The organism is Saccharothrix longispora, from assembly GCF_031455225.1.
Taxonomy (GTDB): domain Bacteria; phylum Actinomycetota; class Actinomycetes; order Mycobacteriales; family Pseudonocardiaceae; genus Actinosynnema; species Actinosynnema longispora.
On the sequence record NZ_JAVDSG010000001.1, the window covers coordinates 2,272,088 to 2,296,237 of the forward strand.

Here is a 24,150-nt window from a genome sequence, read left to right on the forward strand (position 1 = left end):
CACTGCGCCTGGTGACCAGTTTCGACCCGCAGCAGGCGCTTCCCCTGTACGGGGCCGCGGATGACGTCGTCCGCTTCCGCACGGCCCGCCTCGGCGCGTCCCCCACTCGGGACAAGGACTTCGCCGCGATCTTCATGTCGGAGATGATCAGGCCCAGGCTCGCCCCGCAGGCGGTGCGCGAGTTGGAGGCGGAGGCCGAGCTGCCCCGTCGCGAGCTGTTCGACCTCGGCATCGGTGTCGGGACAGCACGGTGGACCCCCCAGGGCCTGGAGGAGAGCGTCGAGCCCGCGCAGGAGCTCTTGGGGAGGGTGGTGGACCGCCGGTTGGTGTCCGCGGCCCGGCAACGGGCGCGCAGCACCGTCCTGTCCACGATCGGGGGGAACAGGACGTCGTCGATGCTGCCCGCCGGCATCGCCGAGGAGGTGCTGGAGTCCTTCACCACGGTGGTCGCGGCCGAGGCCGTCGTCCACGCACTGGTCGGCAGGCACGTTCGCGAGCCGGAGTTCCTGGCCTACCGGATCGCGCTCGACCTGGGACTCGTCGACGTCGCGAACCTCCGTTTTCCGAGTTCCCCGGAGACCTCGACGCCGGACAACTTCGTCCGGGAGCGTGTCTTCCTCATTCGCGACGACACCCCGGGGTCATTGCCGGGGGCGGTGTCGAGGTTCGCCGCGAAGCTGGAGGCCGCGCAGCAGCAGCGCTCGCTGTGGGGGCACCAGCCGGCTCGTGTGCTGCTCAGGGGACTGGCCGCGTCCCGGGTGGCCGCCGTCTTCCACAACAGGGACGTCTTCGTCGAGGTGGTGAACGAGGAGGGTGCGGCGGGGCGGGTGGAAGTCTTCGTGGACTGGACCCTTCGACCGCAGCCGATGAGTTACGCGTTGGCCACGCTGCCACCGGTGGGACCGGCGGAGTGGCTGGTGGCGGAACCGAGGGAGCGGTTGACGGCCCGGGCGGCGCGGTGGGCGATCCTGGGCGACCCGTCGTGGCGGCACAGCCAGGCACCCAGCGCGGAGTGGTTCGAGCCGCGTGACCCGGTGTCACCGGATCGCATCCGGGAGGTCGGCGGGGACGCCCCGCTGCTGGGCACCGTGCGCGGTGAGCACTTCCAAGCCCTCCGCACCAGCACGATCACCTCGCGCCGGTTCGTGCCGGCCGGGCCGCGAGCTTCCATCGCCTACGACCTGCGGGAATTCGAGGTGGACGGCGTTCAGGTCCGGGAGTTCGTCCTCAAGTTCCACAAGCGGCCACCGGAAGCGCTGCTGGGCCGCGCACTGGCGAGGATGGACGAGGTGTTCAACCGGGGATACCGACTCCCGGGCGGCGAGCAGTTCCACGTCACCGTGGAATTCACCAGTTGGTCGAACGCCCACTTCGACAACTCCCGGCACACCTCCGGCTCCATGTACGACCAGGTCGATGACTTCCGCTACTTCCTCAGCAAGGTCGGCACGCTCCTGGGTGTTCCCGACGAATCTCCGGACCGGCCGGATCACGTGCGCGGCAGCGCCGACTTCGTGCTGCGGCCGCATCGCCCTGCCGATGGGGGTTCTTCGACCGAGGACCACCTCGGCAAGGGTATCGTCCGGCCACGTCACCTGTGGCAGATCGACAACCTCACCCAACAACTGCTGCGATTCGGGACGCCGGAGGACTTGACCTCGGATTCGGACTCGGATTCGAATTCGGACTCGGGTCCTCTTCTGAACGTGGACTCGACCTCGACCTCGACCTCGACCTCGACCTCGACCTCGACCTCGGACTCGGACTCGACCTCGGACTCGGATTCGGACTCGGATTCGGACTCGGATTCGGACTCGACCTCGGACTCAGATTCGGACTCGGATTCGACCTCGGACTCTGATTCGGATTCGACCTCGGACTCTGATTCGGATTCGACCTCGGATTCGGATTCGGACGGCGGAGAACCGCTTTCCCCTGGTAGTGGAATGGGCTTGCTGGACCACGACTGGTTCGGGGAGGACGTCAGCCGGACGTTGGACCTGTTGAGGAGGCGGGCGCTGGATGCCCGCAAGCGGGTGTTCGCCATGCCACCGTCGCTCCAGGAGATCGTCTACCTGCGGGCTCCCCAGGTGGTGGGGGAGGCCGGTGGCTCGGCCGGCGTGGTGGGTGCGGAGGTGTGGGCGCAGCTCGTGGACCTCACCGCCGAGGCGCTGGTCGAGGGCCGGGACCCGACGACCGTGGTGTCGTCGGTCCGGGAGATCGCGAACCGCATGGCCGGCCGCAGGAGGGCGATTCGTCGAGCCTCGGCGAGGATCTGGGACGCGGAGGGCTTGAGGCAGCACCGCATCGGGTTGAGGACCGGGTTCGTCGACCACCGGAACTGGGAGTCGGTGCACCGGCGGGCGCAAGCCGTGGTGGCGTTCCGGACCTCCTACAGCCCCGTCCCGCCGGGCGTGGCCGAGGACCTGGCCGTGGTCGTCGGAGCGATGATCACCGAGGTCGCGACCTCGTGGGCGAACTCCTTCATCAGGTCGGGCATGGCCGGGACGAGCTTGTCCCGGGACCCGTCGCACTTCGTCACGGTCATCGCGACGGGTCTGGTGAACCGCATGGCCCTCGTCGATGGTGACGTCGATGGCGGTGGGCGACGGCTGTCGGCGTACCGCTTGCCGGTGTCGCCGGTCGGTTCGGAGGGGGTGGTGGCGACGGCCGATCGTGCTGTCGCCGCCTCGGGTGATGTGCCGCAGGGGGTTCAGGAAGTCGCGCGGGTTCGGGTGCGGGAGTTCCTGGGGTCCGCGGGTGGGGCGGACGGGGTGCGGGAGGACGTGGTCGAGGTGTTCGCCGCCGGGTTGGCGAACGCCGCGTTCGACCGGGCCTGGAGCATCGTGAGGTCCGGCGTGTTCGCACCGGACGCGTGGTGGAACCAGGTGGATGGGGACGCGGACCAAGAGGTGGGACGGGGGGAGTCGGACGCGGAGGAGATCCGCCACCTCGTCGAGGACGTCACCGACGACCTGCTGACCGGCATCCGGACGGACGTCCCGCACTTGGTGCCCTCGAACGCCGTGGCGGACAGCCCGTACCTGGCCGCCGAGATCATGACGCACCAGACGGCGCTGTACCTGGGTTCGCGGGAGTTCGCGCTGCCGGAGTCGTCTCCGGAGGAGGCCTCGGCGGCCCGGGCGTGGTTGCTGACCGGCGCGGCGGTGGACGCGACGCAGGATCTGCGGCGGGTGTGGGCGGTCCTGGACTTCCGGACCATGAACGCGGGTGTGCCCCGGTCGGTGCTGAAGGATGCCGCTGTGGTCCTGACGGTTCGGCGGGCGACCGGTCGGGAGCCGATTCGTGATCGGCTTCAGGAGTTGTTCGACCGCGGTGTCGAGGTGGGGCAGAGGCCGTGGACCGTCGAGTCGTTGGCCGAGGTGGCCGAGGGACTTCCGCCGTTGCGTGCCGCACTGGAATCGGCTGACAGGTCGTTCGCCTCCGCGGTGGTGCGGGCGGACGGCATCGTGGGGTCCGTGACCGGCAACACCAGGACGTCGCCGGTGGTGCGGGACGACCAGGCGGATGAGGTGCAGCAGAAGTTCCGGCAGGTGGTCGCGACGGGGTTGATGGTCGACTCCTTCACCGGAGGTGACGGTCGCGGGCCGGAGTTCCTGGCCCGCCGGATCGCGCTCGACCTCGGCCTCCTCGACGCGTCGAACCTCTCGGGTGACACCCCGTCCGCATTCCCCCGCCGGATCGCCGACGCCGACGGTGTCGTGAACGGGCGCTCGTCGGAGTCGCGACCCGAGGACGGCTTCGCCGGCCCGCACGCCCCGACCGCCACCGCGCCGGCCGACGCCGTGCGACACCACGACCAAGCCGCCTCGGACCTGGAGCAGGTCCGGAGGGTCTTCGAGGCCCACGCGGAGACCGAGCGCCTCGCCCTGAACGCGGAGCGTGCCGCCGCCCACGAGCTGACCCGGGCCCGGGACGCGCTCTCGGACCTGGACTCCCGGCTCACCGCCGCGCGCGAACGCTCCGCCTCGGCCGAGCGGCAGGTGCGGGACACCGGACACGCGCTGGCGGAAGCGGACGAGGCGTCGATCCGGTCGGTGCTGGCGCAGGAGTCGCAGCTCCACCGGGAGACCGCGGCTCGTCGGCGTGCCGACGTCGATGCCCTGGCCGAGGCCGTCGCCGCCGCCACCGCGCGGCGGCACGAGGCCGAGGACGCCCACTCCTCCGCGGTACGGGAGGTCGAACTCGCGCGGCGTGCCGCCGAGGCGGCGTCGCTCGCGGTGCGCGACCGCGCCACGCAGGACGAGCGGCCCGCGCCGAGCCTCCGGGACGTGGCCCTCGTCGACCTGGTGGACCGCCGGGGCGACCGCATCGGTGTCGCGTTCCTCCCGGAGCGGGAGGCGGACGTCGCGCGGAGGGCGTTCGCCCACGGCGCCGCGGAGCGGGTCGGCGCCACGGGGGACGGCTCCCGCCGCTTCCACGTCGCCGCGCACCACGACGCCGCCGGGTACCACGTGCCCCTGCGGGACGGCGGGGAGGTCGCGCTGGACGAGCGCGCCTTCGTGCTGCTGCTGGTCACCACCGGCGTGGTGCCCCCGGGGTCGACGCTGACCCTCCTCAGTTGCGAGGTGGCCGACGCGGCGCCGCTGCGGCACTGGGCGGAGCTGTACGGCCACCGGGGTGGCGTGGAGGTCTTTCCCGATCGGGTCGAACTGACCGGTTCGGGCGGCTTCCGGCGGTTGGTCCAGGGTGAGCCCGCCGCGCCGACCGGGGACTCGGTGGTGCTGGGCGGCGAACGCCCCGGCATCATGTTCCCCTCCCCGGCCTGGCTCACGGCCGATGTGACGCGCTGGAACCAGCTGAACGCGGTGATGCCGGCGACGGCGGCGGTGCACGTGTACGCGCACTTCGCCGGCGAGATGTTCTTCATCCACGACAGGTGGGCCACCCCCGAGGTCCTGGCCGCCGAGGTCCTCGGCCGGCTCAAGACCGAGGACACCGCCGCGCGCGTGGTGCTCGTGGTCGAGCGGTCGGACTGGCGCGGGTCGCACGTGGCGGCGGCCGAGCGGTTCGCCGAGGCGCTGCGCGGTGACGGCCCCCTCCGTCGGGTCGAGGTCAACACCAGGCCGCTGCTGGACCCCCCGTACGCCGTGCGGGTGAACCTGGACGCGGCCCGGTTCGTGGACGTGTCACCGCTGCGCCCCTCGGACGTGCGGTGGCAGCTCTTGGAGGACGGCGTCGGAGGGACGCGGGGGATGGCCCTGCTCGCCGACGACCGCCGGTACCGGTCGCTGCGCGAGACCACGGCGCGGCTCGGTCCCGGGACCGAGCACCTCATGGGTGTCGCAGTCAGGGGCCGGACCGTTCGCCGCGTGGTCACGGCGCCGTGGGCGACGAGCACGGTCGGCGACCGCGCCCGGCCGTTCACGCTGCACCTGGAGAGCGAGGAGGGGCGGTACGTCATCCGCCTGCACGACGACCGGGTGCGCGAGCTGGGTGCCCGGCAGGTGCTGCGCCTGTTGACGGCGCTCGGCTTCTCCGCCCTCGCGGCAGCGGGCCCGGTGCGCAGACCGCTGGTGCTCGTCACCCTCGGGGACGAGGCGGCAGGCGACCTGAACCGGGAACTGCTGCGGCTCCTGCACGAGGTGGAGGGGTACCGACCCGCACTGCAGTTCGCGGGACGGGTGCTCGACGACGCCCACCTCCCCGTCGTGCTGCCCGCGGGTGGGGGCTTCCTCCGGGGCCCCGGCCTGCCGATCGAGGGCCTGATCGCCAAGGAGGGCGACCGCGAGTTCCGCCTGCGGGGACCGCGCCCGCTCGCCCAGGCGCTGGAAGACGTCGTCCGCGACATCCGGGAAGGTCGGCGGCGCGATCGCCGCTGGAACGGCCTGGACCCGGTCCTGGTGATCCTGGACTCCGCCGAGCGCCACGTCGGGGTCGACCTGGACGGCGGCGCCGTGCACCTCGGCGGTGAGGAGACCGGCTCGCTGTTCCTGCTGGACAACGACTTCGCCGACACCCTGGAAGCCGACTCGGACCGCCCCGTGGTGCTGATCGGCGAGGACGTGGGCACGCGGGTTCGAGCGGGTGGCGTCGGCTTCGACTTCGCCTCCGCCCTGCACGCGGAGCACCACTTCCGCGACGTCTACGCGCTGGTCACCAGGAACGGACGGCACTCGTTCCGGTCGGTCTCGCGGTTGCGCTCCCGTGACGTCGAACTGACCGAGCTGACCGCGAAGGACGGCCGGGTCGTCGCCCTGGTGGCGCGCGCACCGGGTGACGACGACCACGTCGCCCGGGCCGCGGCGTGGGCTTGGCACTCCACTCCGGAAAGCGTGGCGCGGCTGCTGGGTGACGCCGCCGTCACGCCGGGGGAGCGGGAGTGGCCTTCGGGGGAGCAGCCACCGATGCTGCTCGGCACCCGTTCGGGCTCGGGCTACCTCGTCTCCCGCTCGGACGGCGAGGTCGAGCCCCTGTCCGCCCTCGCCCTCGCCCGAGCCCTCGCCGAGAGCACCGGTCTGCGCGATGTGGCGGGCACCGACCCGGACCTGCCGTTGTTGTTCGCCACGTTCGGCGACGGGCCGGTCGGAGTGGACGAATTCGCCGAGGGGATGGCGCGCGAGGGCTACTTCCGCGACGTGCTGTGGTTCGACGGCCCGGCGGACTTCGGCCCGGACCGCGTCGGAGGTGTGCGCGGCGGCGCGTTCCGGGTGTTCCACCGCTTGACGCCCGGGCCCGACGACGTGATGACCTTCCCCCTGGTGCACCCGGTGACCGGCCTCCTCGAAGGGCAGATCCTCCCCGTCGAATCGCACGAGGCGATCCTCATGGCCGCCGCGCGGCGCAGCGAGGTGGAGTCGAAGGTGACCCACTACACCGGTGAGGTGCCGCTCGACACCGATTCGCACACGGAGGTCGTCGAGCTCGTCGACCTCCCCCACGGGTGGTCCGCCGGACCCGTGCCGCCCTGGTTCATCACCGCGACCGGTGACGGCGACCGCGTGCTGGTGCGTGCGCGCACCAGCTACGACCTCGCGTACGAGGGGGACGTGGTGCGGCTCCGGCCCGACGACGCGGGCCGGGTCCTGACCGGCAACCGGATCTACACCTCCGCGCCGCACCCGCCCGGTGAGCACAAGGTGACGACGCTGGGTGTCCTCGGCGGTCCGGAGGGCACGGAGGCGGCCCGTCGCCTCCGACGGGCGTTCGAACGCGCCGACCGGGTCCCGGTGACGCTGTGGGTGGCCGATCGCCTCGTGAAGCAGGACCCCCGGACGGGGGTGCGGTCGATCGAGGACGGCAGCCGGTACCACGAGGCGCCCGCGCCCGTCGAAACCCCGGATCAGCCCGACGCGCCGCCCGCCGGGGCGTCGTTCACCGAGGTGGGTGTCGTGAAGCTGCACGACAGGAGTGGGGAGGTCGGTGCGGCGTTCCTGGCTGGTGATGAGGCGGGGATCGCGGTCCGGGCGTTCGCCAACGGCGCGACCCGGTACTTCCCGGTCCTGGGCACCGGCGCGCGGCGGTTCTTCGTGGTGGCGCACCACGACAGCCGGGGCTTCCACCTGCCGCGCACCTCGGGTGGGGAACTGGTGCTGCCCGAGCAGGATTTCCTGCGGGTGGTGGCGGCGCTGACCGACCCCTCGTGGACGCTGACGTTCCTCAGCTGCGAGGTGGGCCGGCTGGGGGCGCTCCAGAGGATCAACGCGGAGTTGGGGCGCACCGGTCCGGTGGAGGCGTACCCGACGAAGGTCCAGCTGTTCGAGTCGGGCCAGTTCCGGGTGCTCGGCGAAGGCGAGGCGCCGGAGCGGACGGCGGACTCGGTCGTCCTGGCCGGCGACAAGCGCAAGCGCGACGACGAAGGCGACAGCGGTCCGGAGGGCACCCGGGACACCGGCGCCGAGGACAGGGCGAAGCGCCCGCGCGCCGACGGCACGCCCGACGGGGCGACCGGCGGGGCGACCGGCGGGGCGAGCCTGGACGTCGACCCGGTGGCGGGGGTGACGTGGGACGACGACGTCAACAGCCCGCTGCCCCCGGCGGCCGGCACCGGGGTGACCGACGGCGATGCGAGCAGCCTGGTCGTCGACCTCGGGAACGATGCGACGACCAGGTTCAACGAGGCCTTCGGGAACCTCGCGAACGGCAGGCCGGTCCACCTTCCGACGCCGGGCGGCTACCTGGCGGACCTGGAGGCGAACGTCGAGAACGACAGGCCGGTCGGCTTCGTCGTCAACGCGATCGTGCCGGTCAGCGACATCGACGCGGAGTCCCTGCGGAACGTGGTCGACCGGATCACGGCGGGCGCGGAGGGCCTCGACGGCAGGGTGGCGTTCGTGATCGGCGTGAACACCCGGGGCGACCTGGACCCGAACGCGCGGGCGGCGGTCGAGGCGAAGCTGGCCGAGCTGGAACCGGTGCTCGCGGGCATCGACGTGCCGGTGGCGCTGACCGGCTTCACCTGGGACATGCCGTCCAGCGGCAACCTGCCGTACGGCACGATGCGCAACGAGACGCTGGACAGCACGCCGAACAAGTTCGCGATCTCGGCGATGGCGAACAACGGGAGCCACCCGTACATCGCGGTGCAGGACTTCGACCTGGGCTCGCGCGACGTGCCGTCGGGTCGGCACATCTTCAACCACGTCGTGGACAGCATGAAGGGCCCCGACGGCCTCCCGCCGGCCCGCCCGCTGATGTTCAGCGGCGGCTACCGGACGCCCGACCTCGACACCCTGGTCCAGGACACGGAGGCCAAGCGCGTCAACCAGATCGCCAAGCTCCGGGCCTCCGGCAAGCCCGACGCGGCCAGGATCGCCAAGCTGGAGAAGATCGCGGAGAAGCTCGCCGACGCCGAGAAGTTCAAGAGGGATTTCGCCCGGAAGATCACGCAGGACATGGACGCCCGCGTCGAGCAGGCCAAGACCAGCCCGATGCTGCCGTACACGCCCGAGCCGAACCTGTTCTTCGACGGGGTCGCGCCGCTGGTCGACCCGACCGTGCGGTTCGGCAACGGCGGCGCGGAGTTCTCGATGCTCGGCAAGGCGCTGAACAACTTCTTCGCCAACGAGCTCGGCGCCATCCACGACCGGAGGATGGCCGACGCCACCGCGGACGGCGGGATCGACGCGGCCGATCGGATGGACTTCCAGCTCTCGCAGCTGGCGGTCGACGCCCAGAACTACAGCCACCCGATCCGGACCCGGGCGTTCATCTCGGACTTCAAGGGCGCCGCGATCGAGACGGACCTGACGCGCATCGCGCTCGGTTACGCCGAGCTGGGCTCGGTCCCCCAGTCGCACGCCGCGCTGGGCGGTGTGGCGGACCGCTTCTTCAACACGAAGAGCGACAAGGGCGGTACGAGCCTCGGCGGCTTCCGGGACAAGTTCCCGAAGCTCGCCGGCGTCAACCGAGACCCCGTGAACCTCGTGGCCGATCCGAACCCGAACCCCGTGCGGACAGCACCCGGCGGTCCGAGCGGACTGCCGCCCCAGCCGTCGACCGCGCCCCGGTTCACGGAGGTCGCCAAGGTCGCGAAGGACCTGGGTGCCGGCCCCAGCCGCAAGGTGGACTCGGCGATGTCGACGCCGGTGCCCGGTCACCCGGGCGTGATGGCGGGTCTCGACCAGAGCAGTCGGTTGGTCAAGACCGTCGCGGGCGTCAACACCGCGATGTCCGGGCCGGAAGCGTCGATGCAGCGCAGGTTCGGCGCGATGAACAACATCGCGAACCTGCCCTCGACGCTCCCGCCCGCCCCGAACGGCCTGTACGCCGCGGTGGGCTGGGCGCGGGGAATCGACCCGGCGTCGCTGCGCCTCGACGTGACCGGCTACGTGTCGTCCCTGAGCGCCGAGACGGGCAAGCTCAGAGGTGACGCCAAGGCGCAGGCAGAGGCCGAGATCGAGATCCGCCGGCAGCTCGCGGACTTCATCACGGACCACCCGACCACCAACGGCGACCTCGTCAACTCGGTCGTGCAGCCGGGGGCGAACCCGGAGTTCGACCCGTTCACCATGAGGCAGGTCCCCGGCGCGGTGTGGCGCGACGTGATGACGGGTCCCGACGTTCACCCGGACGGTGGACCGGTGGAGACGGGTCCGCTGCCCGACGTGCCGGACCCCGCGCAGGTGAGGGCCGACGCCGAGAGCGCGGCGAACGCCGACCACATCGCCGCCCAGGCGCTCGCGACGCAGCTCCGGACGCCGATCGTGGTGCACCACCCGTCCGGTCCGCCGACGACCTACACGCCGTTCGGCACGGACCTGCCCGCGGTCGCCCCGATCGAGGTGGACGCGGTCCAGGGCCCGAACGGCCGGAGCACCTACACCCCGCACGTCGTGCAGACCTTCGGCGCGTCGGCGGCCACGGCGACAGGCGCCTTCGGCGTGCCCGGTGCCTTCGGTTCGCCCACCCCGAACTCGCCGACGCCGAGCACGGGCACGGTCGACACCATCGCCCGGCGTGACGCCGCCGCCGCTGCCCTGACCTCGCTCCACCGGTCCGAGTGGCTCATGGAGAGCAACGCGGTCGTGGCCCGTCAGGAGGCCGCGAGGCAGGCCCGGGCGATGGCGCTGGAGGCGAAGCACCAGGCCGAGCGCGACGCCGGTCGTGCCGCTTTGGCCGCGAGACTCGACGACCAGCGGCTCAAAGCCGAAGAGGAACTTCGCGCCCGGCAGCTGAAGGACCGGTTCGAAGGGCGCAACGCGGTGGTCGTCCGGCTCCAAGCGGAGTACAACCGCGTCCGCGCCGAGCGGGCGGCCGATCGACAGGAGCGCCGGCGGCAGGTCGCTGAGCAGGTCTTGACGGAGCAGGCCCGTGAGCGCGATCTCGTGGAGGCGCAGATCCGGCAGCGGCTCGCCGTCGCGCCCGGGTCGTTCGACCCGAACCAGGTCTGGCAGCAGCTGATGGACGACCAGGCGGCCTTCCAGCGCACCGTCGAGCAGCAGCTCGACGCCGAGCATGCCGCCGAGCGGCAGCGGGTCGAGCAGGAGCTCACCACCTGGATGGCTGACGAGCGCAGGAGCTTCGAGGAGCAGCTCGACCAGTGGCAGCTCACCGAGCGGCAGCAGGCCGCCCAGCAGCTCAAGACCGCGCAGGACGCCGAGCGCCTCAAGGCGGAGCAGGACCTCGAGGCCAGGCAGGAGCAGGAGCGGCAGCAGGCCGACGCGGAGCTGGACGCCCTCCACGCCGATGAGCGCAGGGTCGAGGAAAGCCGGCTCAACGCCCGGCACGACGCCGAGCACGCGGCCGAGCTGGCCAGGTGGCTGCCGCCGGGCACGAAGCACGCCGCGGCGTTCGCCGACGACAACGCCGCGGCCACGTGGGCGAGCACGGCCTATCCCGGCCTGTCGAACGTGAACCGGGTGAACTTCGAGAACAACGTCCCCGGCCACGACGTGAACTGCCTGTACTGCGTGATCGCCACCCACGAGACGCTGCACGGCCGCCCGGTCGCGGCGCCGCCGCTGCCCGCACCGGATTCGATCGCCCTCCTCGAGTCCACCTTCGGGGCGACGTCCCGGATCGTCGCGAACTACCACGAGGTGGTCGACCACCTCGCCGCGCAGCCGGGCAGGCACGTCAGCGTCGGCATCACCCGTTCCGACGGCATCGGGCACGTCGTCAACGCCTGGAACGACCGCGGTGAAGTCACGTTCTTCGACTCGCAGAATCATCGCCCGGCGGTGCTGAACCGTGCGGTCAGGATCCAGTTCATCCCGCTGCCGGACCTGCCGCAGCCGGCCCCGCCGCCCACCACCGCCACGACCCCGACGGCCGGCCCGGTCCCGTAGCGTCCTCCACCACCCCGACCAGAGCAGCAGACATCCGGAACCGATGAGGTGCGCGTGACGCAAGCACGGGACACTGCCGACCAGTGGCTCGACCGGGTCTACGGCGGCACGGTGAAGTCCAGCAGGCACCCCCTGCTGGAGACGTCACGGGTCGCGGTGTTCGGCTGCCGCTTCCGCGAGAGCCGGGACCCGCTGCTGGCCGCCACGATCGCCGTGCCGACGACCGGCGAGGCCCCCTACCCGCTGCCCAACGACCGCCCCTTCGACGACCTGGGCCTGGACGAGGACGCGGCGGACCGGCACGCGGCGGACCGGCACGCGCCGGCCGAGGCCGACTGGACCAGGCGCGTCAACGCGCGCAACTGCGTCATCGCCCTGGACGCCGCCGTCGACCACGCCCCCGCCTCCGCACTGCCCTGGCACCCCGCCGACGAACGACCCGGCTGGTGGGAACGGCTGCACACCGCGCACTTCCCGCAGGCGCAGGTCGCGACCTGCGCGACCTGGCCCGAGGTGATCGAGGCGGTGCGCGCCGGCGGACCCGACACCAGGGGCGTGATCTGGGTGCGACGGGAACTGGCCGGCGTGGAGGCCACCGGCCACCTGCTCTACGCCCACAACGACAACGGCGAGGTCGCCGTGCTGGACCCCCTGCGCGGCACCCTCGCCGACCTGGAGACCGCCACCGTCGCCGGCCTCGTCCTGGCCCGCTTCCACCGACCCCGACCGGTCCTGCCCGAATGGGACTTCGCCGACGCCGTCCGCGCGGCCGAGCGGCACCTGGCGGGGGTCTACGGCGACGAGGTGGTCCTGGTGGACCCGTCCCCGCAGGACGAGCTGTCCAGGGGCTGGCTGTTCGCCTGCACCACCCGCGCCTTCCGCTCCTCGGGCGACCCCCGCGACCAGATGCTCGACGCGGCCCTGGTCGTGCCCAAGGACCCCGCCCGCACCCCCTTCGCCCTGCCCAACGCCGACCCGTGGACGTGGCTGTCCCGCTGGGACGCCGGCGAGACGGCCCTGCCCGCACCCCCCGCCCCCGGCCCCGCCGCCTGGTTCACCCCCACCCTCGCCCGCCTGGGCGAGGTCACCGACATCACCACCCACACCCGGTGGGATGACGTACTGACCGACCTCACCACCCGCGCGATCGGCACCGCCGCCGTGATCTGGATCCGCCGCCACGACCCCCGCGGCCGCGAAACCGTCGGCCACCTGCTCAACGCCCGCCGCGCCAAAGGCGGCCTCCAACTCGCCGACGCCACCACCACCGCCCCCTTCACGCCACCCGACGACGACACCACCACCCTGCACGTCGTCCACTACCGGTGACGGCCCGCGCCCCACGAGGCCGCGGACAGGCTCCCGAGGGTGTGACGCACACCGCGTCCCGCGTGGGGCGAACCCATTTTCGCAGGTCAGAGGGCATCTTCAGACTTCTGCTCCTGATTGTGGCGGCCCTGTAGAGAGAATTCAGACGCATTGTGGTGGCCTCCGCCCACACTTCCCGCAGAACAACCCGGAGTTCTTCGGAGGCGTCGGTGCGCAGAGTCAAAGTGGTCCTCCAAGCGGTGGACCCGCTGAGCCTGGCCGGCCTGGCCGGCCACCTGGAGTCCAGCCCGGACGTGGTGCTGCTGCCCGCCGAGCAGCGCCACCTCGCCGACGTGGCGGTCGTGGCGGTGGACCGGCTGACCACCGAGGTGGTGACCGGCATGCGCCGGGCGGCCACCGAGGTCGGCACCCCGGTGGTACTGGTGGCCACGGACCTCGACGAGTCGAGCCTGCTGACCGCGGTCGAGTGCCGCGTCGTGGCGGTGCTGCTCAGGACGGCCGCCACCGCCGACCGCCTCCTGCACAGCGTCCTGGCGGCGGCGGCCGGCGAGGCGATCATGCCGCCGAACCTGCTCGGCGTGCTGCTCAAGGACGTGGAGCGGTTGCAGCGCCAGCTGCTGGAGCAGCTCGGCACCACCTCGGGGACGCGCCTGACGCCGCGCGAGGAAGAGGTCCTGCGCATGATGGCCGAGGGCCTGGACACGGCGGAGATCGCGACCAAGCTCTCCTACTCCGAGCGCACCGTCAAGAACGTCATCTACGGCGTCACCACCCGCTTCAACCTGCGCAACCGGCCGCACGCCGTGGCGTACGCGGTCCGCTGCGGCCTGATCTGACCCCACCTGACGACGGAGGACCCATGAGCGCCTTACTGCTGGCGTCGCCAGTCGACGTGGAAGAACTGCCCGCTCGCCTCAGGTGGGAGGCGGCCAAGACCCTGCGGAACGCCCCTGAGGCCCCTGCCACGCCGGCCGACCCCGACGAGGCGCCCACGGACCGCTGGTGGATGGCGGACAACGGGCTGATCGACGCACGACCCGACGACGAGTTCCGCGCGGGGGCAGTCCCGCAGGTCACCCCCGTCCTGCGCCACCCCTGACCCGCACCCCCTGACCAGGGCGTCGCGGCACCGACCGCGGGCGGCTCCCCGACCCCGTGCCGGCCGGTACTCGCGCGACGACCCGACCGTGCCCGGCGGCAGCCCTCCCCCTCGGGGCGCCGCCGGGCACGACCCCCGCTCAGCGCACGCCGCAGGCGGCCAACCGGGCTTCGGCGCGTCGGATGTCGAGCACCGCGCCGAGGGCCGCGTACCCCGACACCGCCTCCCGCAGGGCGCCCGCGGCCTCGTCCCGCGACCCCTGCCCGGCCAGCACCACGGCCAAGTCCTCCAGGGCCTCGGCCAGTTCCACCGGCCGACCGGCCGAGCGGTACCGCGCCACGGCGGTCCGCGACGCCTCGACGTCGCCCCGCAGCAGCCCCCGGGCACGGGCCTCGGCGGCGAACGCCCGGGCCGGTACCCGCTCCCGCACCGCCTCCTCCTCGCTCACCAGGTACGCGCGTTCGGCGAGGTCGTACGCCGACGACGACACGGCCACCCGCACCGCGCCGGGCATCCACGGGTGCCGCGGCGTCATCAGTCCCGGGAAGTCGACCAGCAGCGGTTCGAAGTGGGCGAACACCGCCGCCGCGTCCGCGCCGTCGCACTCGGCGACCAGTGCCCGCGCGGCGTACAGGAAGTCGGCGTGCTCCTTGTCGGCCACCAGCGAGATCGGGTGGTCGGCCACGCGCTCGAGCTGCTCCCGGGCCGCGTCGAGCCGACCCCGCCGCGCCTGGACGAGCGCCACGACCGCGGGCACCAGCAGGGCGGGACCGTGGTCGGCCATCCCGTAGTGGTTGACCACCTCCGACGCCTGGTCCAGCTCGGCCAGCGCCTCGTCCCAGCGGCCGGTCCAGTACTGGTACACGGCCGTGTAGGCGCGCAGGTAGGCGACGCTGGGGCCCTTGCGGACCCGGGCGCGCGCCGCGCGCAGCGCCTGGCCGGCCTCCTCCAGGCGGTCCAGGCTCTGCAACGTGGACGACCGGTTCTCCAGCAGCACCGGCCGCAGTTCGTGCACGTCCTGCGGGTCGCCGATCATCGTCAGCGCCAGGTCCACCCGGTCCAGCGCCTCGGCGTGGTCCCGGCGCACCGTGCTGATCTGCCACAGCACGCGCAGCGCGTGGCCGATGGCGAACCCATCGGCCGCCAGCTCCGCCCTGCTGATCGCGTTGTGCGCGGACCGCTCGGCCGCCTCCAGGTCCAGCCGCCCCGAGCGGTGGATGTCCGCGAGCAGCGACTCCTGCCTGGTCCGGCACGGTTCCGGCGTCGCCTCGTCCTCCACCGCGACGCGCAGTGTCTCCACCGCCATGTCCACGCGCCCCTCACCGGAGTGCAGCATGGCCAGCACGCACCGCATCTCGGCGGCCAGGTGCGGGTCCCGGGTGCGCGCCAGCACCGCCCGCGCCTCGCTCTCCGGCCGCTTGCCCTGCCAGAACTTCAGCCACGCCATCCACGAGGTCAACCGGTCGCGCTGCGCGTCGTTCAAGGCGGGCTGGTCGGAGACCGACCCCACGAGGCGGGCCGCCAGCTCCTGGTCGGCGAGCATGACCTCGCGGACGTTGTCCGCGACCCACCCCGCGCTCCAGGCGTCCAACGCCGGCAGCGAGGCCAGTTGTCGGGCCACCCGAACCGCGGGCGCGCCCGCGGCGGCCAGCACTTCGGCGGCCTGCCGGTGCATCGCGGCGCGCACCGGGGGGAGCACCCCTTCGTACAACGCGTGCCGGACCAGCGGTTGGCGGAACGCGAACTCGGCGTCCGCCTCGACCAGCACCCCGGCGGTCATCGCCTCCTGCACGGGCGCCACCAGTTCGGACGGGGGACGACCCAGCACGACCGCCACGTCGCCGATGGCGAACTCCATGCCGAACAGGGAACCGGCGCACAGCACCTCGACGGTCGAGGCCGACAGGAAGTCCAGCCGGCGCATCGGCGCGGCGTCCGGCGTCCGGGACCCGTCCTCACCCCCGCCCTCGACGTCCAGGTCCGCCACGCCGGCCTGGACCCGCACCACACCGCGGCGCACCAGGTCGTCCACGGTGTCCAGCGCGTACGCCGGGTTGCCGCCCGCCTGCTCCACCAGTTCCCGCAGGGCGCCGGTGGGCATCGCGGCCAGGCGCCGGGAGACCAGCTCCACCAGCACCTCGTCCGGCAGCGGGTCGAGCAGGACCAGGTCGCCGCCCGCGCCCTCCACGGCGCCGCGCACCCGCTCCAGGTCGTCGCGGTGCGGCACCGGGCGGGAGGTCGCGACCAGCACCAGCGGCAACCGCCGCGCCAGCCTGGTCAGCCGGTGCCAGACCAGGAGGCTGACGTCGTCGGCCCAGTGCAGGTCGTCCACGGCCAGCACCAGCGGCGCCCGGTCGCACAACCCGGTGACCAGGTCGACCAACCGGTCCACCGCGTCCAGCTCCGGCTCCGGCTGCGCGCCGGCGTTGGTCGAGTGCAGCAGCGCCTCGGCCACCTCGACGCGGCGCGGATCTGTCGAGGAGGTGCTGATCTCCAGGCAGTCCAGCAGCACCCGCAGGGGGAACCTCATGCTCAGCTCGTCGCCCACGCCCCACGCGATCGGGCACTCCCGCCGCCCGGCTTCCGCCAGCAGCGCGGCCAGCAGCGCCGACTTGCCCATCCCGGGCTCGGCTTCCAGCCACAGGCAGCCGCCGCGCCCGGTGGCGACCACGTCGGCCACCGCCCGGCGCAGCACGTCCAGTTCCCGGTCGCGGTCCAGGAGGGTCGGGGCCGCCGGCGGCTTGCGGGTCGGCAGGGTGGAGCGCAGGGGAGCGGCCGGGGCGACCAGCTCGTGCAGCAACTGCTGGTGCAGCCCGAGCAGCTGCGCCCCCGGCTCGATGCCGAGCTGGTCGACCAGCAGCCGTCGGGTGTCGCGGAAGACCTCCAGCGCTTCGGCGTGCCTGCCCGATCGGTGCAGGGCGGTCATCAGCAGTGCGCGCAACCCCTCGCGCAACGGGTGCTCGTCGGCCAGTTCGGCGAGTTCCGCGATGGCCTCGGCGTGTCGTCCCAGCTCCAGGACCAGCTCCGCGCGCCGTTCCGCGGTCAGCAGCCGCAGCTCCGCGAGCCGGGCGCGTTGCGCCGAGGCGAACGGACCGGGCACCCCCGACAGCGCCTCGCCCCGCCACAGCGCCAGGGCCGCGTCCAGTTCCTTCAACGCGCCCTCGGCGTCCAGCTCGGCGGCGCGGCGGCGGTGTTGCTCGAACAGCGCCACGTCCGAGGAGTCACCGGTCAACCGCAGGGAGTAGCCGAAGCCCGTCGACACCAGGACCCCGGACGTCGAGCGCGCGGACCGCTGCGGGTCCAGCTGCCTGCGCAGCCCGGAGACGTAGGTGTAGACGCTGGCCTCGGCGTTGGAGGGCGGCTCGTCCCCCCACACCGCGTCGATCAGTTCGTTCACGGGGACCGGCTGGCCGGCTCGCAGCGCCAGCACGGCGAAGACCGCCCGCCTGCGGGCGGCGCCCAGGTCGACCTCGGTCTCACCGATGAAGGCCCGCACGGGGCCGAGGAGTTCGGCGAACAGCGATTCGAGAGGAGTCAATGTCACGTCCACAACAGCTGCACACGGATGGAGGGATTCGCGCTCGTCGGCCGGTGGCCCACAACGTTAACACGCAATAGTTCGACTCCGCCGATCTCACACCGCAGAACACGTAGCGTGCTTGATCCATCACCTCGCGAACGCGTGCCGCGAGGGAGTCGGCGTTCGTCCGAATGCCGCCGCGGCGGTGCCGGGACGGGCGGCCACGCGGTCCGGCACGACCGCGACCCGGTGACTCTCCACGAGCCCTTTCGCCACGTCAGGCGCATGGAGGTCCGATCGCCCCGACATCCCGGTTGCCCGTTCGGGCAGAAGTAGGGGGTCTTCGGGCGCTCCTCCGCATCACGGTTGCGACTTCACGCACCGTTGCCAATTCTTGTGGCGCGCACCTCCGGTTGGCCCAATGGGCACTCACCCGCCGGAACGCGCACCACGCCACTTCGACGACACCGCCACGGCTATTGGCGCCGAGTGGCGTCGGCGACCACCCATTCGCCGTGCGGCTGAACCGCGCCCGGAACAAGGAGATGCAGTCATCGTGGACATCGTGGTGATCACCGGTTCGGCCGGATTGGTCGGAACCGAGGCGGTGCGCATGTTCGCGCCCCGGTTCGACCTGGTCGTCGGCCTGGACAACGGGATGCGGCGGACGTTGTTCGGCCCGGACGGCGACGTGAGCGGGAACGCGAGCGAGATGTCCGTCATCCCCAACTACCGCCACCACACGGTGGACATCCGCGACGCCGCGGCGGTCGACTCGGTGCTCCGGCTCTACGGCTCGGACGTGAAGCTCATCGTGCACACCGCGGGGCAGCCCAGCCACGACTGGGCCACCGAGCGGACCCTGGACGACTTCGCGATCAACGCCGTCGGCACGATGAACATGCTGGAGGCGGCGCGTCGGCACTGCTTCGACGCCACCTTCGTCTACACCTCGACGAACAAGGTCTACGGCGACATCCCGAACTCGCTGCCCCTGGTCGAGCTGGACACGCGGTGGGACTTCCACCCCGACCACCCGTACCGCCGGCACGGGATCGACGAGTCGATGCCTCTCGACGTCACCAACCGCACCTTCTTCGGCGTCTCCAAGCTGTCCGCGGACCTGGCGGCGCAGGAGTACGGCCGGCACCTGGGCATGAAGGTGGGCGTGTTCCGGTGCAGCTGCATCACCGGCGCCCGGCACGCCGGGGTGGAGCTGCACGGCTTCCTGTCCCACCTGGTGCGCAGGGCGGTCGCCGGCGGCGAGTACAAGATCTTCGGCCACGGCGGCAAGCAGGTGCGCGACAACATCGACGCGCGCGACCTCGTCGAGATGTTCTGGCAGTTCCACCTCGACCCCCGCCCCGGCGCGGTCTACCACGCGGGTGGTGGGCAGGAGCGCAGCTGCTCGGTGCTGGAGGCGGTCGCCAAGTGCGAGCAGCTCGTGGGCAGGCCGATCCCGGTGCGCTACCTGCCCGAAGCCCGCTTCGCCGACGTCAAGTGCTGGATCACCGACACCCGGCGGTTCCGGCAGGACTACCCCGGGTGGCAGCCCCGGTTCGGACTGGACGACATGCTCGAATCCATGCACGCCCACTGGTCCTCGGTGGACGCGCTCCGCGAAGAGAAGGTGCTCACCCATGGCTAAGTACCGCGCCACGCTGAACATGGAGTACATCAAGGACGCCGCCAAGGGATTCCAGTGGGGCGTCGAGAAGGCGGCCGAACTGGGCTACCGGTACGTGGAGCCGATGGTCCACACCGGGTGGGACCTGCTCAGCGAGGTCGACTTCTTCCACTCCTTCTCCATGGAGGAGGACCCGCTGCTGATGAAGGAGATCTGCGACCGCGCCGGTGTCCGCGTGTCCGGCATCAGCGGCCACAGCCCCCTGATGAAGCCGGAGGCGGCGGTGCCCAGGCTGACCAGGGCGATCGTGTTCGCCGACGCCTGCGGGGCGAAGTTCGTCAACACCGACGACATGATCAAGCCGGACTGGATGGACGACGAGACCGCCTGGCAGATGATGCGCTACACCCTCACCAAGGCGCGCTTCGTCGCCGAGCGGCACGAGGTGAACGTGTGCATCGAGCCGCACGGCACCTTCAGCTGCACCTCGGAAGGGCTGCTGAGGATCGCCGACCTGGCGCCCTCGCCGTGGATCAACGTCAACTTCGACACGGGCAACTTCTACCTGGCCGCGCTGGAGGACCTCTACGAGGGCCTGGACCGGGTCAAGGACCGCGTGGTCCACATGCACGCCAAGGACATCAGCGAGCAGCACAGCGCCGACGAGCGCGGCCTGGTCACCGGTACCCCGGTGGGCTGTGCGCTCGGCGAGGGCATGGTCGACTGGGAGCGGGTGTTCGAGGTCCTGGAACCCCTCGACCGCGAGATCTTCCTCAGCGTGGAGTGCGGTCGAGTCGACGAGGCCGAGCGCAGCCTCGAGTTCCTGCGCAAGACCCTGGGCGACAAGCTGATCGAGTGACCGGAGGGGCCGGGACCGATCGGGCGACCAGACCCTCCTCCCACTCCTCCACCTGCCGCAAGTTCCCCTGTCGGACCGGTGCCCCAGAACCCGGACCACAACGCCCCGGCGGTCCCCTTCGGACTGCCGGGGCGTTGTGGTCCCTGGCTCAGGGGCACCCCGCCACCTCGGTGGAGAGGTGCCCGGTCCCGATCGGGCAAGTCCGCTCGCCTTCCGCGCAGCGGCGGGTGGTGGGCGTTGTCCACCACCGATCACCAGGAGAAGGTGGTGGCGCGACAGTTCCCACCGCGCGAAGGAGGTCTCCGGTGTTCAAGCGCATCACGTCACTCGCCGCCGCCCTGGCGTTCGCGGTCCTCGACGCACGGCGCGGCCGGGCCCGCCAACGCGGCGACGCCCACGTTCGAGCTGTGCAACTACGGTTCCGACTACCGGGTGAGCGCGGGGTTCACCGGAACCCCGCTCACCACCTCCGTGATCCCCCCGGGGGCGTGCACCAGGGCGACGGTCAAGGCCGGCACCTATTTCCACCTGCCGGATCTCGCACCAGAGCAGCGGGGCGGTGTTCGGCACCACCCTGGACTCGACCTACACCTCCGGCCGGACGGTCGTGCGGACCTGGGCTCCTTCAACACCTTCGGCCACGGCAAGCTCCCCTGCTGAGCCCTGCCCCGCGTCGACAGTGAGCGGTGTCCCCGGTGCGGTGGCACCCGCGCCGGAGGGCACCGCTCCGATCCACGAGGGAGTGAACGCCGTGCACCCGTCCACGACGGACTCGCCGACACCGCGGATCGCCGCCCTGGTGCACCGCCAGCGAATGGCCGTGCGCCGGGTGCTCGACGGTGCGGACGACCGGCTGCTCGTGGTCGCGGGCCCCGGGCCGGCGCGTGACACCGCCGCGGCACTGGACTACGCCCGGCAGCTCGCGGAAGCCGCGATCCCCTACCGCGGTCAGTTGCTGGTCGTGCTGTGCGCCTACCCCGAGACGGCCGACGCGGACCACGGTCGCCGGTTCCTGCTCGGCGCACTGGGCACCGGCCTGCCCCAGGCCATCCGCTGCGCCCGGCCCGCCACCGCGCTGCACGTCGCCGACCTCGTCGCCTACGGACTCGTCACCGCGCGGCCCGCGACCGACCCCCTCCACTGGCGGTGGGCGGCCAGGGTGCCCGTGCCGGTCGGCTGCGAGAACGTCGCCGGCTGCGGCGTGGACGTCGCCGTGGCGGCCATCCTCGACGCCAACGCGCACCGGACCCGCCTCTCCCGCTTCCCCGTCGCGCACCCGGCCGCCCACCTCGTGCTGCGCGGCGGACCCTACCGGCCGGAGCACGACCCGGCGTCCACCACCGACGCGCTGATCCGACTGCGAACCGCCGGCCTTCCCCCGCGCCTGGTGCTCGCCGTACCCGGAGTCGACGACCTGCTCCGGCAGCGTGGTGTGGCGGTCTCCGTCGCCCGGCAGGTCGCCGCCGGGCAACGGGGCGTGGTCGGCACCGTCATCGGGTCCTTCCTCCACGCAGGCAGGCAGAGCACGTCGGTCGGGTATGGGGTCAGCACCTCCGGACCGTGCCTGGGCCTGCCGGACACGGTGTCCCTCCTGGACACCCTGGCCATCGCCGTGGAACGCCGCCGCCTGCGCCGGAGGTAGACCGCGAGCAACGCGCCGGGCTGGCGCCGCCGCAGCCGCGCGCCACCACCCGCGACGTCCGACGCCGCCCACCGGGAGGCGGTGCGCTCACCGGTCGACCGGATCGCCGTCGTAGCCGAAGTTCTGCGTCCACCAGTGCCCGGTGGCGTCGACCCACAAGCCGACACCGATCCGGGTGAACCCGGGGTGCAGGACGTTGGCGCGGTGCGGCGCGCTGCGCATCCACGCCTCCGCCACCCGCACGGCCGTCTCCTGCCCGAAGGCGACGTTCTCGCCGCCGGGCTCCTCGAAGCCCTCCGCGAGCATCCGCTCGAAGGGGTCCGGCTCACCCGGCAGTCGGTGCGCCAGCGTCCGACATCGCGCCATGTCGGTGCTGTGCCGCCTGGCCGAGCGACGCAGCCGTTCGTCGGCCCCCAGCACCGCGAGCCCTCGACGGGACCGCTCGACGTTGACCAGGGACACCACCCGGTCCTCCAACGCCTTGCGGGCCGGCTCTCGCATACCTGGTCACTCCGGTCGGTGGCGGGACAGGACCTCGGCGGAGGCACGGCGGGCCGGCCGGTCGAACAGGCAGATCTTCGCAGGGCACGTCCGCAGGCGCCACGCCCGCCGCTTCACCCCGCCCGCGCCGGAGGGGCACTTGGGGCAGACCCGGACGATTGTCGGGCACAGCCGACAGCGGGCACTCCCGCCCCCCGACGGCGACGACCTACCCTCGGCGCGACGTTCGAACGCCCCGCACCACCGTGTCGCGGAGCCGTGGACCGCCACCCGCGAAGGAGAACACATGCCCCACGTGGCCGCCGCGCGCTCGGACACCGGTCGATCACCGGCGCCTGTCGCCCGCGTGACCCGGTGCGCCGGTGCGGGTGCCGCGTGACGCCACCCCACCGCGAACAGCGCACCGCCAGGCCGCCCGCCACGAGCCGACGGGGTGACCACCGCACGTCGCACGGTGACGAGGTGGTGGTGGAACGGGTCGGCGCGGCCCTGGTCGTCCACGCGGCCGGGACGGACGACCCCGCCCTGCGCGCGCTGGCCGCGACGCTCCCCACCACTCCCGCGCCGATCGTCGTCGACGCCGCGGGTGTGCCGCACGCCGCGCTGTTCGGCCGGCTGGCGAGCGCCGTGGCCACCGCCGTGGACGAGGGCGCCCGGACCTTCCGGGTGGTGGGCCGCGACCTCCCGCGCGTCGACCCCGGCTGGTGGCGGCGGTTGGCCGACCGCACCGGTGCGGAACTGCTGGTGCCGTCCGGGCCGGTGACGGTGGCCGGTGCGACGTTGTTCGTCCACGGCGCGGACGAGGACTCGGCGGGCACGTGGTGGCGGTACGCCCCCGGCGTCCCCGCCGTCCTCCTGGGTGCCCGCCACCCCGTGCCGAGCTGGCAACCGGCCGTCCCCGAGGAGCCGTCGACGGTCCACGGCCTGCTGGTCACCCAGCACCTACCCGGCGGGGTGCTGCTGCGGCCCGCGACCACCGCGCTCGACACCCGGTGGCGCGTCGTGCCCGCCGACCCCGACCACCTCACCGTCATCGCCGGGGTGCCCGGCGGCCCACACGTGCGCGCCGCGGACGTCGCCTCCTACCTGGGGAGCATCCCGGAGAAGGCGCGCGCGACCGCCCGACTGGCCTGCGGGACCGGTCAGGACGTGGTGGCGCTGGGGTGCGACACGGCGGAGTTCCTGGGCAGCGGCGTCACCGTGGTGGACGGCACGCCCGTCGTGCGGGAGGACAGGATCGAGTTCGTGTTCCACGACCTCTCGGGAGCCGCCACCTGGACCCCCTACCTCCAGGAGATCCACTGCCTGGCCGGCGCCACCACCGCCGTGCCGCGCCGGTGGCGCGCCCCCCGACCCGACCTCGCCCCGTACCTGCCCGGCGCGTTCCGGGTGACCGACAGGTGGCTGCTCGTCGTGATGCGCAGCGGCCTGTGGCTGCGCCAGGTCAGCCGACCGTGGCACCCCGTCCCCGTCGGCCGATCGGTGAACCCCGCCGTGAAGGTCATCGCCGTCGGCGACCCGGGCGAGTCGCTGCCCGACGACGTGTGGCCACTCGTGTCGGACCTGCTGGACGACATCGCCCCCTCGGCGCTGCGGCGCGTCCGGTTGTCCGTCCTCGGCGTGCCCAGCCGGAGGGGGCGCGAGGCGCTGGAGGAGCTGACCGGCCGCGGGCGGGTCGACCTGCGCGCGTCGGTGCCGACGTAGTCCGCGCCCCGGAGCGCGGCGGGCGCCGCGCCCGCAGGAGCACACCCGCCGCGGGTCGTTGCGGGACGCGCTTTCCGCTACCGTCCTGCTCTCGGCGAAACGAGACGCGGGGGAGGCGG

10 protein-coding genes (1 of these 10 running past the window's edge) are annotated in these 24,150 nt (G+C 72.7%); 8 read left to right on the forward strand and 2 right to left on the reverse strand.

The annotated features are described in order from the left end of the window. The 4 genes from J2S66_RS09195 to J2S66_RS09210 form a co-directional block, all read left to right on the forward strand. On the forward strand, positions 1-11,750 hold the 3' end of the coding sequence (locus tag J2S66_RS09195; protein WP_310306206.1) for a WXG100-like domain-containing protein. The gene continues 21,499 nt to the left of window position 1, outside the view; only the last 11,750 of its 33,249 coding nucleotides appear in the window; its start codon lies beyond the left edge, outside the window; it ends in the stop codon at positions 11,748-11,750. A 54-nt stretch (positions 11,751-11,804) separates the two neighbouring features. Further along, positions 11,805-13,079, forward strand: coding sequence for a YrhB domain-containing protein (locus tag J2S66_RS09200; protein WP_310306209.1), 1,275 nt, complete (start codon positions 11,805-11,807; stop codon positions 13,077-13,079). 209 nt (positions 13,080-13,288) lie between these two features. After that, positions 13,289-13,915, forward strand: a complete 627-nt coding sequence (locus tag J2S66_RS09205) for a helix-turn-helix transcriptional regulator (RefSeq protein ID WP_306749742.1) — start codon at positions 13,289-13,291, stop codon at positions 13,913-13,915. 23 nt (positions 13,916-13,938) lie between these two features. Continuing rightward, positions 13,939-14,178, forward strand: coding sequence for a hypothetical protein (locus J2S66_RS09210; protein WP_310306212.1), 240 nt, complete (start codon positions 13,939-13,941; stop codon positions 14,176-14,178). 139 nt (positions 14,179-14,317) lie between these two features. On the opposite strand, the gene J2S66_RS09215 is transcribed toward J2S66_RS09210, so the two are convergent. Then, complete coding sequence (locus J2S66_RS09215; RefSeq protein ID WP_310306215.1) at positions 14,318-17,716, reverse strand: ATP-binding protein; 3,399 nt, start codon at positions 17,714-17,716, stop codon at positions 14,318-14,320. A 538-nt stretch (positions 17,717-18,254) separates the two neighbouring features. Here J2S66_RS09215 and J2S66_RS09220 point away from each other — a divergent pair. From J2S66_RS09220 to J2S66_RS09230, 3 genes are all read left to right on the forward strand, one after another. Continuing rightward, complete coding sequence (locus J2S66_RS09220; RefSeq protein ID WP_310306217.1) at positions 18,255-19,346, forward strand: NAD-dependent epimerase/dehydratase family protein; 1,092 nt, start codon at positions 18,255-18,257, stop codon at positions 19,344-19,346. Next, positions 19,339-20,184 carry a sugar phosphate isomerase/epimerase family protein gene (locus tag J2S66_RS09225; RefSeq protein ID WP_310306219.1) on the forward strand — a complete coding sequence of 282 codons (846 nt, stop codon included), beginning with the start codon at positions 19,339-19,341 and terminating at the stop codon, positions 20,182-20,184. Before J2S66_RS09220 ends, J2S66_RS09225 begins: the two co-directional genes overlap by 8 nt. 751 nt (positions 20,185-20,935) lie before the next feature. Beyond that, on the forward strand, positions 20,936-21,826 hold the full coding sequence (locus tag J2S66_RS09230) for a DAHP synthetase I family protein (RefSeq protein ID WP_310306221.1): 891 nt from the start codon (positions 20,936-20,938) through the stop codon (positions 21,824-21,826). Positions 21,827-21,913: 87 nt separating this feature from the next. Here J2S66_RS09230 and J2S66_RS09235 read toward each other — a convergent pair whose 3' ends face one another. Beyond that, positions 21,914-22,327, reverse strand: coding sequence for a CAP domain-containing protein (locus tag J2S66_RS09235; protein ID WP_310306223.1), 414 nt, complete (start codon positions 22,325-22,327; stop codon positions 21,914-21,916). A 375-nt stretch (positions 22,328-22,702) separates the two neighbouring features. Here J2S66_RS09235 and J2S66_RS09240 point away from each other — a divergent pair, with 375 nt between their 5' ends. Further along, the gene (locus J2S66_RS09240) at positions 22,703-24,031 is read left to right on the forward strand and encodes a hypothetical protein (protein WP_310306225.1); all 1,329 of its coding nucleotides are present in this window, start codon (positions 22,703-22,705) and stop codon (positions 24,029-24,031) included. Positions 24,032-24,150: the final 119 nt, after the last annotated feature.

What these genes read in the sequence shown, in the direction of transcription:
- J2S66_RS09225 (WP_310306219.1), top strand. Translation starts at nt 19,339, where the DNA reads ATGGCTAAGTACCGCGCCACGCTGAACATGGAGTACATCAAGGACGCC.
- J2S66_RS09235 (WP_310306223.1), bottom strand. Translation starts at nt 22,327, where the DNA reads ATGCGAGAGCCGGCCCGCAAGGCGTTGGAGGACCGGGTGGTGTCCCTG.
- J2S66_RS09210 (WP_310306212.1), top strand. Translation starts at nt 13,939, where the DNA reads ATGAGCGCCTTACTGCTGGCGTCGCCAGTCGACGTGGAAGAACTGCCC.